The following is a 13,648-nucleotide window of genomic DNA, read 5'->3' as shown; positions in this document are numbered from 1 at the left end:
CGATGCGCAAGCACGCAAGCCTAGCAGCGCGCACAGGCCGGGGGCAAATCGCGCCCGGCACGGACGCGCGCTGAGCATGGATTTCATGCCCGGGGCCGAAGCCAGCCTGGCCGGACTGACGCTCGCCAGCTTCCTGTCGGCCACCGTGCTGCCCGGCGGCTCGGAAGCGGCGCTGCTGGCCGTGCTCGCCACCCACCCGGAACAACGCGACGCCGCGCTGCTGCTGGCCACCGCCGGCAACACCGCCGGCGGCATGGTGAGCTACGCGATGGGGCGCTTCATCCCGCGCAAGGAACTGCCGGGCCGGCTGGCGCTGGTGCAGACACACGGCACGACGGCGCTGCTGCTGTCCTGGGTGCCGCTGATCGGCGACGCACTGTGCATCGCCGCCGGCTGGCTGCGCCTGCCGCCGCTGCGCAGCGCAGTCATGATGGCGATCGGCAAAGGTGCGCGCTACCTCGCCATCGCCGGGCTGATGGCATGAAGAACAGTCGCCACGCCACCCATCTCGCCCGCCACCTCGCGCTGCTGTGGACGCTGCTGATCGCCTACGCCAGCCTGCACCCGCTGGGCGACTTCCGCGAAGGGGGCGGCGACCTGCTCGGCTTCCTGAGCGCGCCTTGGCCGCGCTACTGGACGCGTTTCGACGTGATCGCCAATGCGCTCGGCTACCTGCCGCTGGGCTTCCTGCTGGTGCCGGCCGCGTCGCCTTGGCTGCGCCGTCTGCCAGCCTTCCTGCTCGCCTGCCTGCTGGCGACCGGCCTGTCTATCGGGCTCGAAGTCCTGCAGCACTATCTGCCGACCCGCGTGCCGTCCAATCTCGACGTCGCGTCGAATGCCCTGGGCGCCGCCTGCGGCGCACTGCTCGGCGCGCGCTGGGGCGGCATGCTGGGCGACGGCGGCGCGCTGGCGCGCTGGCGTGCGCGCCGCATCGTGCGCGGCCACACCGGCGAATTCGCGCTGGTGCTGCTCGTGCTGTGGTGGCTGGCGCAGATCGATCCGGACACGCCACTGTTCGGTCTGGGCGACCTGCGCTGGGTGTTCGGCCTCGAAGCACCGGTCGATTTCACCGAACGGCGCTACCGCGCGGTGGAGATCGGCGCCTGCATCTGCGCCATGGTGAGCGTCGGCGTGATCGGCTGGCACAGCATGCGCGCGCGCAGCTTCTGGCTGCTCGGCTCGACTTTCGTCGTCGCGCTGGCGATCAAGGCCGGCTCCGGTGCAGTACTGGTGCCGGCCGGCGGTGCCTGGCTGTGGGCCACGCCGGGCGCGCTGGCCGGGCTGGCCGGCGGCGCTGTCGCGCTGCGCGTCGCGCTGTGGCTGCCGGTCACGCTGCGCTTCGGCGTCGCGGCGCTGGCCCTGCTCGCCGGCGTGGCACTGGTGAACCTGGCGCCCGACAACCCCTACCCGTCGGCGGTGTCCGATGCCTGGCGGGCCGGGCACTTTTTCAATTTCAGCGGTCTGACCCGACTGGCGTCGGCGCTGTGGCCGTATTTCGCGCTGCCTTACCTGATGGCGCTGCAACTGCGCGAAAGCCGCGGCCGCCATGCCGCCCACGATCACCGATAATCACGTCTTTGTCCGAACCCGAGCTTCGCATGAGCCACTTCAAGCACCACGTATTCTTCTGCTGCAACCAGCGCGCCGAAGGCGAACAGTGCTGTGCCGCGCTGGGCGCCGCCGCGCTGCGCGACTACGCGAAACAGCGCGTCAAGGCGCTGGGCCTGTCCGGCGAGGGCAAGACCCGGGTCAACATGGCCGGCTGCCTGGACCGCTGCGGCGAAGGCCCGGTCATGGTGATCTACCCGGAGGCGGTCTGGTACACCTATGTGGACCGCGAGGACATCGACGAAATCATCGACGAGCACCTGGTGCACGGCCGCGTCGTCGAACGGCTGAAAGTCTGATGAATACGCGCATCCAGTCCGAACGGACGGTGATCGCCGGCCCGGTCGGCGGCATCGAGGTGCTGGCCGAGCGACCGGACCACGCGCCGCGCGCACTGGCGCTGATCGGCCACCCGCACCCGCTGTTCGGCGGCACCATGGAAAACAAGGTGGTGGTGACCGTCGCGCGGGCGCTGCGCGAACTGGGCTGCGTCACGCTGCGCTCGCAGTTCCGCGGCGTCGGCGCGACCGAAGGCACGCACGACGAAGGCCGCGGCGAAACAGACGACCAGCTGGCGGTGATCGAACACGGCCTGAATGCCTACGGCGACCTGCCGGTCATCGTCGCAGGCTTCTCCTTCGGCGCCTTCGTCGCCACCCGCGTCGCCGACCGTCTGGCCGAGAACGGTCGTCCGGTCGCCGGCATGGTGCTGGTCGGTCTGGCCGCCGGCAGTGTCGAGGGCATCCGGCACTACGAGCCGGGCCCGGTGCGCGACGACGCGCTGGTGATCCACGGCGAGCGCGACCAGGTCGTGCCGCTGGCCAATGTGCTGGCCTGGGCGGCGCCGCAGAACCTGCCGGTGGCCGTGCTCGGCGACAGCGGCCACTTCTTCCACGGCAAGCTGCACGTGCTGCGCGTGCTGATCGAACGCTGGTGGCGTGCCACCACGCCAGCCGGGCAATGACCGACGTGCTGCTGGTGCTGACCACGCTGCCGGACGCCGCGACCGCGCAAGGCATCGCGCGATCGCTGGTCGAGAGCGGACACGCCGCCTGCGTCAGCATCGGTGCGCCGGTCCGGTCCATCTACCCTTGGCAGGGCGCGATCGAGGAGGCGGACGAGGTGCCGCTGGCGATCAAGACCACCGTCGCCGCCTACGACGCGCTCGAATCCGCGCTGCGTGCGCTGCACCCCTACGACCTGCCCGAAATCATTGCGCTGCCGGTGGACCGCGGTCTGCCGGCCTATCTGCAGTGGGTGGGCGACATGACGACCAAGCACCCGGAAAGCCGATGATCCGCATCCTCATTGCCGCGCTGGCCTGGCTGGCGCTGCTGGCCACAGCACCCGTGCGCGCCGAACCCGAACTGCTGCCGCTGGAACAGGCTTTCCGCCTGTCGGCCCAGGTGGTGGACCTCAACACCGTCGAAGTGCGCTTCGACATCGCCGACGGCTATTACCTGTACCGCGACAAGCTGGGTTTCGCTGCCGAACAGGCGGCACTCGGCACGCCGGACATCCCGCCGGGCAAGATGAAGAAGGACGAAATCTTCGGCGACGTCGAGGTGCATCGCGGCCAGCTGTCGATCCGTCTGCCGCTGAGCGCCAGCGGCGAGACGGTGACGCTGAAGGTGGCGTCGCAGGGTTGCGCCGACGCCGGCGTGTGCTACCCGCCGAGCGAACAGACGGTGCTGCTCGACCCGGCACAGCCCGGCGTACGCGTGTGGCCGGTCGGCCTCGATGGCGACAACGCGGGCGGCGGCCTGCTGGACCGGCTGCGCGGCCGCGCGATGAGTAGCGAAGCGTCGACACCAGTGGAGGCGCCGGCCCCCAGCGCCGCCCCGGCCGACGACGGCTCCTTCGCCGCCGGCCTGCTGCGCGGCGGCAATCTGTGGCTGGTCGCCATCACCTTCTTCGGCTTCGGTCTGGCACTGAGCTTCACGCCCTGCGTGCTGCCTATGGTGCCCATCCTGTCCGGCATCATCGTCGGCCACGGCGCTCACATTTCGCGCGGCCGCGCGCTCGCGCTGTCGCTCGCCTACGTGCTGGGCATGGCGGTGACCTACGCCGTCGCCGGCGTGGCGGCCGGGCTGTCCGGCACGCTGCTGTCGGCGGCGCTGCAGAACGCCTGGGTGCTGGGCGGTTTCGCGCTGCTGTTCGTCGTGCTCGCATTGTCGATGTTCGGCTTCTACGAACTGCAGCTGCCGACCGCACTGCAGTCGCGCCTGTCCGACACGGCCAACCACCGGCGTGGCTCCTATGGCGGCATCGTCGCGATGGGCGCGCTGTCGGCGCTCATCGTCGGCCCCTGCGTCGCCGCGCCGCTGGCCGGCACGCTGCTCTACATCGCGCAGACCGGCGACGCTGCGCTCGGCGGCCTGGCGCTGTTCGCGCTGGCGCTGGGCATGGGCGCGCCGCTGATCGCGGTCGGCGTGGCGTCGCGCTCGCTGCTGCCGCACACCGGTCCGTGGATGGAAGGCGTCAAGCGCTTCTTCGGCGTGCTGCTGCTGGCAACCGCGATCTGGATCGCACAGCCGGTACTGCCCGCCTTGTTGGTGATGCTGGCCTGGGCGGCGCTGCTGATCGCCAGCAGCATCTACCTGCATGCGCTCGACCCGCTGCCGGCGCACGCCAAGGGCTGGCACAAGCTGTGGAAGGGCGTTGGCGTGATCGCGCTGCTGGCTGGTGCCAGCATCCTGATCGGCGCCGCGGCCGGCTCGCGCGACCCGTTGCAGCCGCTGTCGGTGCTGCGTGGCGGTGCGGCGGCGGCCGAGGCGAAACCGGTGTTCGAACCGGTGCGCAGCGTGGCTGAACTGGAGGCCCGGTTGAGCGCCGCCACGCGCCCGGTGATGCTCGGCTTCTACGCCGACTGGTGCGTCAGCTGCAAGGAAATGGAGCGCTTCACCTTCGCCGATCCACAGGTGACTGCACGACTGGCCGGCTTCACGCTGCTGAAGGCCGACGTGACCGCGAACGACGCCGAGCATCAGGCGCTGCTGAAGCGTTTCGGCCTGTTCGGACCGCCGGGCATCCTGTTCTTCGGCCCCGGCGGACGCGAGATCGACAGCGCGCGCACGGTCGGTTTCGTGCCGGCCGAGGCCTTCGCCGCCAGCCTCGATCGCGTAATCGCTGCCAGCAGCGCGCGCTGATCGCGTAAAATCGCGCATCTTTCCGCTGCGCACCCTTCCCCATGTTTTCCGGCATCGTGGCCGCCGTCGGCCGCATCACCCGCATTGATCCGCTCGAACAGGGCGTCCGTCTGACCGTGGACACCGCCGGTCTCGGCCTGGACGACGTCGCCCTCGGCGACTCGATCGCGCACAACGGCGTCTGCCTGACGGTGATCGGCCTCGACGGCCGCAACGCGCAGTTCGATGTATCGAAGGAAACGCTGAACTGCACCGCCGGCCTCGACGCACCCGGCGAGGTGAACCTGGAAAAGGCGCTGCGCCTGTCCGACCGGCTGGGTGGCCATCTGGTCAGCGGCCACGTCGACGGCGTAGGCACGGTGCGCAGCTTCGAACGCGTCGGCGAATCGCACGAACTGGTCATCGTCGCGCCCAAGCCGCTGGCCCGCTACATCGCGCGCAAGGGCTCGATCACGGTGCAGGGCGTCAGCCTCACCGTGAATCGCGTGACCGACGTCGAGGATGGCTGCGAATTTTCGATCAACCTGATTCCGCACACGGTACAGGTCACCACGCTCGGCAGCCTGAAGGCAGGCAGCCGGGTCAATCTTGAAATCGACCTCATCGCCCGCTACGCGGAGCGCATGATGGCTGCAGAGGACTGATACAGATGAGCGCACTGGCGCCGGTCAAGGACATCATCGCCGACATCAAGGCCGGCCGCATGGTCATCCTTGTTGACGAGGAAGACCGCGAAAACGAGGGCGACGTGGTGCTGGCCGCCGAATTCGTGACGCCCGAAGCGATCAATTTCATGGTGAAGCACTGCCGCGGCCTGGTCTGCCTGACGCTGACCGACGAACGCTGCCGCCAGCTCGGGCTGGAGCAGATGGTGCGCCACAACCGTACGCCGCACGGCACCGCGTTTACCGCGTCGATCGAGGCGGCCACCGGCGTGACCACCGGCATTTCGGCGCATGACCGCGCGCGCACCATCCAGGTGGCGGTGGCACGCAACGCGAAGCCGGACGACATCGTGATGCCCGGCCACATCTTCCCGCTGACCGCGCAGAAGGGCGGCGTGCTGATCCGCGCCGGTCACACCGAAGCCGGTTGTGACCTCGCCCAGCTGGCTGGCCTGGAGCCGGCGGCGGTGATCTGCGAAATCCTGAAGGACGACGGCACGATGGCGCGCCTGCCGGACCTGATCGAGTTCGCCAAGGAACACGGCCTGAAGATCGGCGCCATCCGTGACCTGATCGCCTACCGTGCCGCCACCGAGGCGCTGGTGCGCGAGGTGTCGAAGCGCGAGGTGCGCAGCGCCTACGGCCAGTTCACGCTGCATGGCTTCGAGGACACCACCACCGGCGAAATCCACCTGGCGATGGTGAAGGGCGAGATCGACCCGGATACCGAAACGCTGGTGCGCGTACATGAGCCGATTTCGGTGCTCGACTTCCTCGACGCCGACAACCCGCGCCACAGTTTCAGCATCGACCGCGCGATGCAGATCATCAACGACGCCGGCAGCGGCGTCATCGTCATGCTGCGCCGGACCGAAACCGACGCCAGCATGCGCGCGCTGCTGATCGACCCTGCCGACGCACCGGCGGCCCGCTGGGACGCCCGCACCTTCGGCGTCGGCGCGCAGATCCTGCGTACGCTGAACGTGCGCAAGATGCGGCTGCTCGCCAGCCCGCGCAAGATTCCGAGCATGGCCGGCTTCGACCTCGAACTGACCGGCTACCTGCAAGACTGAACAATTCGATCGAGATATCCATGCCCCGCTTCAACGACATCCCTGAAATCGAGGAAAACCTCGACGGCAAAGGTCTGCGCGTCGCCATCGCGATGGCCCGCTTCAATCCGGACATCGGCAACGGCCTGCTGTCGGCCTGTTGCGCCGAACTGCGCAAGCTTGGCGTGGCACCGGCCGACACGCTGATCGTCACCGTGCCCGGTGCGCTCGAACTGCCGCTGACGCTGCAGCGCCTGGCGCTGTCCGGCAAGTACGACGCACTGGTCGCGCTCGGCGCGGTCATCCGCGGCGAGACCTACCACTTCGAGATCGTGTCGAATGAAATGGCGCGCGGCGTGGCGGACATCCAGCTGAAGACCGGCGTACCGATCGCGAATGGCGTGCTGACCACCGAGGACGACGACCAGGCCATCGCCCGCATGCACGAAAAGGGCGCCGACTGCGGTCGCGCCGCGGTCGAAATGGCGCGCCTGCTCGCCCGACTGACGGATTGAACATGGACGCCAAGCCCGAAGCCCCGCGCAAATCCAGCCGCCGCCTCGCCCGTGAATACGCGGTGCAGGGCATTTACCAGTCGCTGCTGTCGGGCAACGAGGCGCCGGACATCATCGCTCACCTGAGCGAGGACCCCGGCTTCTCCAAGGTCGACCACAAGCTCTTCCGCACGCTGCTGAAAGGCGCGCTGGACAACGCAGAGGCGCTGCGCGCGCAGTTCGGAGCCCACCTCGACCGCAAGGTGGAGGAGCTGTCACCGGTCGAGCACGCCATCCTGCTGGTGGCCACCTTCGAACTGGCCAACATGATCGAGACGCCCTACCGCGTCGTGATCAACGAGGCGATCGAGCTGACCAAGGAATTCGGCGGCGCCGACGGCCACAAGTTCGTCAACGGCGTGCTCGACAAGCTGGCGCCGCAGCTGCGCGCGGTCGAGGTCGAGGCCGCCCGCAACCGTCCGCGCGGCTGAGCGCCGTCCGCACGCTGCATATATATATGCACACGGCGTGCATGGCACTTCCTGCATGAGTACCGACGCCGGATGACGCCCGAGTTCGACCTGATCCGCCGCCACTTCGTGCGACCGATGCGGATGCGCATCACCTCGCTCGGCCCGGGCGACGACTGCGCGCTCATCCGTCCGTCGCCCGGCCACGAACTGGCGATCACCAGCGACATGCTGGTCGCCGGCACCCACTTCCTGCCGGACACCGATCCGCGACGCCTCGGCTGGAAGGCGCTGGCGGTAAATCTGTCCGACGTCGCCGCGATGGGTGCCGTGCCGCGCTGGGTCACGCTGGCGCTGTCGCTGCCGCAGGTCGATCACGACTGGCTGGCCGCCTTCGCCGCCGGCTTCTTCGACTGTGCCGACACCTTCGGCGTGGATCTGATCGGCGGCGACACGACGCGCGGCCCGCTCAACCTGTGCGTGACCGCCTTCGGCGAAATCGCGGCTGGCCGCGCGATACGCCGCGGCGGCGCCCGTGCCGGCGACGGCATCTGGATATCCGGCCAGCCCGGCCGCGCCGCACTCGGTCTGGCCGATCTGCTGGGCAAGGTCCGGCTGCACGGCAGCGCGCACGACGAATGCATCGCGGCACTGGAACAGCCGCAGCCGCGTGTCGCGCTCGGCGCCGCATTGCAGGGCCTGGCGACGGCGATGATCGACGTGTCCGACGGCTTGCTGGCCGACCTTGGCCACATCGCCCGTGCCAGCGGTCTGGGCGCCGTGGTCGACGACGCGGCGCTGCCTTGGGCGGCACTGCACGCCGCCTGCACCGACGGTGCGGCGGCGCGCGACGCGCTGCTGGCTGGCGGCGACGATTACGAACTGCTGTTCTGCGCACCACCCGAGGCCGACGACGCGCTCGCCGCGCTGTCGGCCCGGCTGGCTCTGCCCCTCACCCGCATCGGCGCGATGCAGTCCGGCGACGGCGTGCGCCTGGTCGACGCCGCCGGCGCGGAACTGCCGGTCGGCAGACGCGGTTACGACCATTTCGCCTGAAATTTCGCCTGAGTCATGAAAACCAGAGCGCCCTATCCCGGACCCGGCTTCCTCGTCCACCCGGCCCACATGCTGGCCTGCGGCTTCGGCAGCGGCCTGATCCCCTTCGCCTCCGGCACCTGGGGCACGCTGGCCGCCTGGCCGCTCTACCTGCTGATCAAGCCCTCGTTTTCCGATGGTGCCTTCGCGCTGTTCCTGCTGATCGCCTTCGCGCTCGGCAGCGCCTGCTGCCAGCGCACCGGTCGCGCGCTCGGCGTGGCCGACCACGGCGCCATCGTGTGGGACGAAATCGTCGCCTTCTGGCTGGTGCTGTGGGTGACGCCGGTCGATTTCTGGTGGCAGCTGGCCGCCTTCTTCGCGTTCCGCTTCTTCGACATCTTCAAGCCGCCACCGGCGCGCTGGGTGGACGTAAACATGAAGAACGGCTTCGGCGTCATGCTGGACGACGCCATCGCCGCACTGTTCGCGGCGGTGTCGATCGCGGCGCTGCACCTGCTGGTCGTGCGCTTCTTCTGATGGACGCCGATCTGCAGACCCTGTCGGTCGAGGTGGGCGCCGCATTGAAAGCGGCCGGCGCCGTGCTCGCCACCGCCGAATCGTGCACCGGCGGCTGGGTGGCGGAGATCGTCACCGCCACCGCCGGCAGTTCGGCCTGGTTCGACTGCGGTTTCGTCACCTACTCGAACGCCGCCAAGCAGCGCATGCTGGGCGTGCCCGAAGCCACGCTGAAGGCGCACGGCGCCGTCAGCGAAGCGGTGGCGCTGGCGATGGCGCGCGGCGCGCTGGCGCATTCGGACGCCACGGTCGCACTGTCGATCACCGGCATCGCCGGCCCCGGCGGCGCGGTACCGGGCAAGCCGGTGGGCACCGTCTGCTTCGGCTGGGCGCTGGCCGACGGCCGCAGCCGCAGCGAAACCCTGCATTTCGACGGCGACCGCGAAGCGGTCCGCCGTCAATCCGCATGTCATACACTGGCCGTGCTCCTGGCTTTGCTGGGAGGCACGCCAAAAGACCCTGTGGCAAGAACTGTGCCATAATCGACCGCATACCCAGGAAAGGATTCAGCATGGACGACAGCAAGGCCAAGGCGCTCGCCGCAGCGCTCGCGCAGATCGAGAAGCAGTTCGGCAAGGGCTCGATCATGCGCATGAGCGACGGCCAGCTCGAAAACGACATCCAGGCGGTGTCGACCGGTTCGCTCGGGCTGGACATCGCCCTCGGCATCGGCGGCCTGCCGCGCGGCCGCGTGGTCGAGATCTACGGCCCGGAATCGTCCGGCAAGACCACGCTGACGCTGCAGGTGATCGCCGAAATGCAGAAGCTCGGCGGCACCGCGGCCTTCATCGACGCCGAACACGCACTCGACGTGCAGTACGCCGGCAAGCTGGGCGTGCGCATCGACGACCTGCTCATTTCGCAGCCGGACACCGGCGAACAGGCGCTGGAAATCGCCGACATGCTGGTGCGCTCGGGCGGTGTGGACATCATCGTCATCGACTCGGTCGCCGCACTGACGCCGAAGGCCGAAATCGAAGGCGAGATGGGTGATTCGCTGCCCGGCCTGCAGGCCCGCCTGATGAGTCAGGCGCTGCGCAAGCTGACCGCCAACATCAAGCGCACGAACACGCTGGTCATCTTCATCAACCAGATCCGGATGAAGATCGGCGTCATGTTCGGCAACCCGGAAACCACCACCGGCGGCAATGCGCTGAAGTTCTACGCCTCGGTCCGCCTGGACATCCGCCGCACCGGCGCGATCAAGAAGGGCGAAGAGGTGGTCGGCTCGGAAACCCGCGTCAAGGTCGTCAAGAACAAGGTGGCGCCGCCGTTCAAGCAGGCCGAGTTCGACATCCTGTACGGCGAGGGCATCTCGCGCGAAGGCGAAATCATCGAACTGGGCGTGCTGCACAAGTTCGTCGAGAAGTCCGGCGCCTGGTATTCCTACAGCGGCGACCGCATCGGCCAGGGCAAGGACAATGTGCGCGAATTCCTGCGCGCCAATCCGGCGATGGCCCGCGAGATCGAGAACAAGGTGCGCGTTGCCTGCGGCATGCCCGAACTGGCAGTGATCGCGCCGGACAGCAAGGCGGACGCCGCGTGAACGCCGCGCTGCGCGAGAAGGCTTTGCGCCTGCTCGCGCGGCGCGACCACAGCCGGGCGGAACTGGCGCGTAAGTTGCGCGAGGACGGCGACGAGGACGAGATCGCCGCCCTGCTCGTCCGTTTCGAGGAATGCGGACTGCTGTCCGATAGCCGTTTCGCCGGACAGTTCGTATCGTCCCGCGCGGCGCGCTTCGGCACCCGCCGGCTGCAGTACGACCTGAAGCAGCGCGGCGTGGCCGATGCCGACGTGGCGGATGCGCTGGCCGCCGTCGGCGACGACGAAGCCGCCCGCGCCCGCGCGGTGTGGGCGCGCAAGTTCGACGCCCGGCCGTCAGATGCCAAAAGCTGGGCGAAACAGGCAAGATTTCTGCAATCCCGCGGCTTTTCCGCCGATAGCATTCACAAGGTATTGCGCGAACAACCCGAACAAGATGAGTGAATCCCGGACCGCCAGCCGGCTCAAGGTCGAGCGGCTGCGCAAAAAGTACAAATCGCGCCCGGTGGTGAAGGACGTGTCCTTCGAGGTCGGCAGTGGCGAGGTGATCGGTCTGCTGGGCCCGAACGGCGCCGGCAAGACCACCTGTTTCTACATGATCGTCGGCCTGGTCAGCGCCGACGGCGGCGAAATCCACCTCGACGGCGAACGGCTCACCCATCTGCCCATCCACCGGCGGGCGCACGAGGGGCTGTCCTACCTGCCGCAGGAAAATTCGGTGTTCCGCAAGCTGGACGTCGAGGAGAACATCCTCGCCATCCTCGAGCTGAACGAGAAGGACGCGACCCGGCGCGCCGCCCGGCTGGACGAACTGCTGGAGGAGCTGGGCATCGGCCACCTGCGCAAGAGCCCGGCCGCGGCGCTGTCCGGCGGCGAGCGCCGCCGCGTCGAAATCGCCCGCGCGCTGGCCACCTCGCCACGCTTCATCCTGCTCGACGAACCGTTCGCCGGCGTGGACCCGATCGCCGTCATCGACATCCAGAAAACCATCCGTTTCCTGAAGGAGCGCGGCATCGGCGTACTGATCACCGATCACAATGTGCGCGAGACGCTGGGCATCTGCGATCGCGCCTACATCATCAACGCCGGTGAGGTACTGGCGAGCGGCCGGCCGGAAGAAATCGTGTATAACGAGAGCGTCAGGAAGGTCTATCTCGGCGAACACTTCCGCCTCTAGACCGCCGAAATTTGCACACCATGAAGCAGTCGCTGCAACTCAAACTTTCCCAGCATCTTGCGCTCACGCCGCAACTGCAGCAGTCCATCCGGCTGCTGCAGCTGTCGACCATCGAGTTCAACCAGGAGATCGAACGCTTCCTGGACGAGAACCCGATGCTCGAGCGTGACGACAGCGAGCCGGTCGCGAACTACCAGCCGCCGCAGGACAGCATGGGTGAGACGCGTGACAGCACGCCGCAGGAGAGTGCGGACGCCCAGCAGGAAGAGCAGCGCGCTCAGGAAAGCGCCAGCAGCGCCGACATGGACGACTGGTCCGGCGAAAGCGGCAGCTACGGCTCGCGCAGCGGCGGCGACGACGAGGACGGCGACTATCAGGACGTGCAGGCCGCCGGCACCTCGCTGCGCGACCACCTGTGCGGCCAGCTCGCGCTGTCGCAGATGAGCGAGCGCGACCGCTACCTGATCCGCCTGCTGATCGAGGCGCTGGACGACGACGGCTACCTGAACCAGGAGCTGACCGAACTGGTCGAGCTGCTGCCGGAAGAGGCCGACATCGATCTCGACGACCTGTCGATCGCGCTGCGCCAGCTGCAGAACTTCGACCCGGTCGGCGTCGGCGCGCGCGATCCGCGTGAATGCCTGCTGCTGCAGCTCAACGCGTTGCCGACAGACGAGGTGTCGCGGCTTGCGCGCATCATCATCGACCAGCACATCGACCTGCTGGCCGCGCGCGATTTCGCCAAGATCCGTCGCGCCGTCGGCTGCGACGAGGAACTGCTGCGTGCCGCGCAGACCCTGATCCGCTCGCTGAACCCGCGCCCGGGCGCGCAGTTCGCGCCGATCGACGCGCGCTACATCGTGCCCGACGTGGTGGTGCGCAAGGTGCGCGGCCAATGGACGGCCCTGCTCAACCCGGACGCGATGCCGCGCCTGCGCATCAACCGGCTGTACGCGGAAATCCTGCAGGGTCAGCGCGGCAGCGGGCTGTCCGGCCAGCTGCAGGAAGCCAAGTGGCTGATCAAGAACGTGCAGCAGCGCTTCGACACCATCCTGCGCGTGTCGCAGGCCATCGTCGAGCGGCAGCGCCAGTTCTTCGAGTTCGGCGAGGTGGCGATGCGGCCGCTGACGCTGCGCGAGATCGCCGAAACGCTCGAATTGCACGAATCCACCATTTCGCGTGTCACCTCGCAGAAGTACATGGCGACGACGCGCGGACTGTTCGAACTGAAGTATTTCTTCGGCAGCCATGTGGCGACCGAAAGTGGCGGGGCCTGTTCGGCCACCGCGATCCGCGCGCTCATCCGCCAGTTGGTGGGCGCCGAGGATGCAAAGCGTCCGCTGTCGGACTCGCGCATCGCGGAAATACTGGGCCAGCAGGGCATCGTCGTTGCGCGGCGCACCATCGCCAAGTACCGCGAGTCCCTGAACATCCCGCCGGTCAGCGTGCGCAAGGCGATCTGAGACCGATCACATCGACCGACCCGATCGCCACGCATTTTTCGTCCCGTAACGAAAGGAGGCAGCATGAACCTCACCATCACCGGCCATCACCTCGAAGTCACCCCGGCCATCCGCGAATACGTCGAAACGAAACTCGACCGCGTGATCCGCCATTTCGACCACGTGACCAGCGTTTCCGTCATCCTGTCGGTGGAAAAGCTGCGACAGAAGGCGGAAGTCACGCTGCACGTCCGCGGCAAGGACATCTTCGTGGAAGCCGAAAGCGAGGACATGTACGCGACGCTCGACAACCTGATCGACAAGCTCGATCGCCAGGTACTGAAGCACAAGGAGAAGTCCGGCGAACACACCCGTGAGGCACTGAAGCACCAGGCGGCAGAATGAAACGATTGCCCGCTGCCAGGGGCGTATAATCCG

General features: G+C 68.1%; 18 protein-coding genes. All 18 read left to right on the top strand.

The genetic code is table 11. The features are described from left to right. Nucleotides 1–76 precede the first annotated feature (76 nt). The 18 genes from METRZ18153_RS0102155 (at nt 77) to hpf (ending at nt 13,615) form a co-directional block, all read left to right on the top strand. A complete protein-coding gene (locus tag METRZ18153_RS0102155) occupies nt 77–484 on the top strand; it encodes a YqaA family protein (RefSeq protein WP_020163191.1) in 408 nt (135 codons plus the stop codon). Then, nucleotides 481–1,569 carry a VanZ family protein gene (locus tag METRZ18153_RS0102150; protein ID WP_020163190.1) on the top strand — a complete coding sequence of 363 codons (1,089 nt, stop codon included), beginning with the start codon at nt 481–483 and terminating at the stop codon, nt 1,567–1,569. Before METRZ18153_RS0102155 ends, METRZ18153_RS0102150 begins: the two co-directional genes overlap by 4 nt. A 29-nt stretch (nt 1,570–1,598) precedes the next feature. Continuing rightward, nucleotides 1,599–1,907, top strand: coding sequence for a (2Fe-2S) ferredoxin domain-containing protein (locus METRZ18153_RS0102145; protein WP_019915560.1), 309 nt, complete (start codon nt 1,599–1,601; stop codon nt 1,905–1,907). Next, nucleotides 1,907–2,572 (top strand): alpha/beta hydrolase, encoded by a 666-nt coding sequence (locus METRZ18153_RS0102140; protein WP_020163189.1) that lies wholly within the window; start codon nt 1,907–1,909, stop codon nt 2,570–2,572. Before METRZ18153_RS0102145 ends, METRZ18153_RS0102140 begins: the two co-directional genes overlap by 1 nt. Beyond that, nucleotides 2,569–2,904: a divalent-cation tolerance protein CutA gene (cutA, locus tag METRZ18153_RS0102135; RefSeq protein ID WP_020163188.1), complete on the top strand. Its 336-nt coding sequence runs from the start codon at nt 2,569–2,571 to the stop codon at nt 2,902–2,904. The genes METRZ18153_RS0102140 and cutA overlap by 4 nt, the downstream gene beginning before the upstream one ends. Then, nucleotides 2,901–4,757 (top strand): protein-disulfide reductase DsbD, encoded by a 1,857-nt coding sequence (dsbD, locus tag METRZ18153_RS0102130; protein ID WP_020163187.1) that lies wholly within the window; start codon nt 2,901–2,903, stop codon nt 4,755–4,757. Before cutA ends, dsbD begins: the two co-directional genes overlap by 4 nt. Nucleotides 4,758–4,798: 41 nt before the next feature. Further along, entirely contained in the window at nt 4,799–5,401 is a 603-nt protein-coding gene (locus METRZ18153_RS0102125) for a riboflavin synthase (protein ID WP_020163186.1), read from the top strand. Between the two features lie 5 nt (nt 5,402–5,406). Further along, nucleotides 5,407–6,495: a bifunctional 3,4-dihydroxy-2-butanone-4-phosphate synthase/GTP cyclohydrolase II gene (gene ribBA / locus METRZ18153_RS0102120; protein ID WP_020163185.1), complete on the top strand. Its 1,089-nt coding sequence runs from the start codon at nt 5,407–5,409 to the stop codon at nt 6,493–6,495. 20 nt (nt 6,496–6,515) lie between these two features. Then, entirely contained in the window at nt 6,516–6,989 is a 474-nt protein-coding gene (gene ribH / locus METRZ18153_RS0102115) for a 6,7-dimethyl-8-ribityllumazine synthase (protein ID WP_020163184.1), read from the top strand. 2 nt (nt 6,990–6,991) lie between these two features. Then, on the top strand, nt 6,992–7,459 hold the full coding sequence (gene nusB, locus METRZ18153_RS0102110; protein WP_020163183.1) for a transcription antitermination factor NusB: 468 nt from the start codon (nt 6,992–6,994) through the stop codon (nt 7,457–7,459). A gap of 72 nt (nt 7,460–7,531) precedes the next feature. After that, nucleotides 7,532–8,494 (top strand): thiamine-phosphate kinase, encoded by a 963-nt coding sequence (thiL, locus tag METRZ18153_RS0102105; protein ID WP_020163182.1) that lies wholly within the window; start codon nt 7,532–7,534, stop codon nt 8,492–8,494. A gap of 69 nt (nt 8,495–8,563) precedes the next feature. Continuing rightward, the gene (locus METRZ18153_RS0102100) at nt 8,564–9,010 is read left to right on the top strand and encodes a phosphatidylglycerophosphatase A family protein (RefSeq protein ID WP_020163181.1); all 447 of its coding nucleotides are present in this window, start codon (nt 8,564–8,566) and stop codon (nt 9,008–9,010) included. Further along, nucleotides 9,010–9,531, top strand: coding sequence for a CinA family protein (locus METRZ18153_RS0102095; RefSeq protein ID WP_020163180.1), 522 nt, complete (start codon nt 9,010–9,012; stop codon nt 9,529–9,531). The genes METRZ18153_RS0102100 and METRZ18153_RS0102095 overlap by 1 nt, the downstream gene beginning before the upstream one ends. Nucleotides 9,532–9,560: 29 nt before the next feature. Next, nucleotides 9,561–10,595: a recombinase RecA gene (gene recA, locus METRZ18153_RS0102090; RefSeq protein WP_019915573.1), complete on the top strand. Its 1,035-nt coding sequence runs from the start codon at nt 9,561–9,563 to the stop codon at nt 10,593–10,595. After that, entirely contained in the window at nt 10,592–11,035 is a 444-nt protein-coding gene (gene recX, locus METRZ18153_RS0102085; protein WP_020163179.1) for a recombination regulator RecX, read from the top strand. Before recA ends, recX begins: the two co-directional genes overlap by 4 nt. Next, the gene (gene lptB, locus METRZ18153_RS0102080) at nt 11,028–11,768 is read left to right on the top strand and encodes an LPS export ABC transporter ATP-binding protein (RefSeq protein WP_020163178.1); all 741 of its coding nucleotides are present in this window, start codon (nt 11,028–11,030) and stop codon (nt 11,766–11,768) included. The genes recX and lptB overlap by 8 nt, the downstream gene beginning before the upstream one ends. Nucleotides 11,769–11,788: 20 nt before the next feature. Next, nucleotides 11,789–13,231, top strand: a complete 1,443-nt coding sequence (locus METRZ18153_RS0102075) for an RNA polymerase factor sigma-54 (protein ID WP_020163177.1) — start codon at nt 11,789–11,791, stop codon at nt 13,229–13,231. 63 nt (nt 13,232–13,294) lie between these two features. Then, nucleotides 13,295–13,615, top strand: a complete 321-nt coding sequence (gene hpf, locus METRZ18153_RS0102070) for a ribosome hibernation-promoting factor, HPF/YfiA family (protein WP_019915577.1) — start codon at nt 13,295–13,297, stop codon at nt 13,613–13,615. The last annotated feature ends 33 nt before the right edge of the window (nt 13,616–13,648 follow it).

This window comes from Methyloversatilis discipulorum (assembly GCF_000385375.1).
Lineage (GTDB): Bacteria > Pseudomonadota > Gammaproteobacteria > Burkholderiales > Rhodocyclaceae > Methyloversatilis > Methyloversatilis discipulorum_A.
The sequence above is the reverse complement of the archived record's forward strand: the minus strand, read 5'-3'. Positions and strand labels throughout refer to the sequence as shown.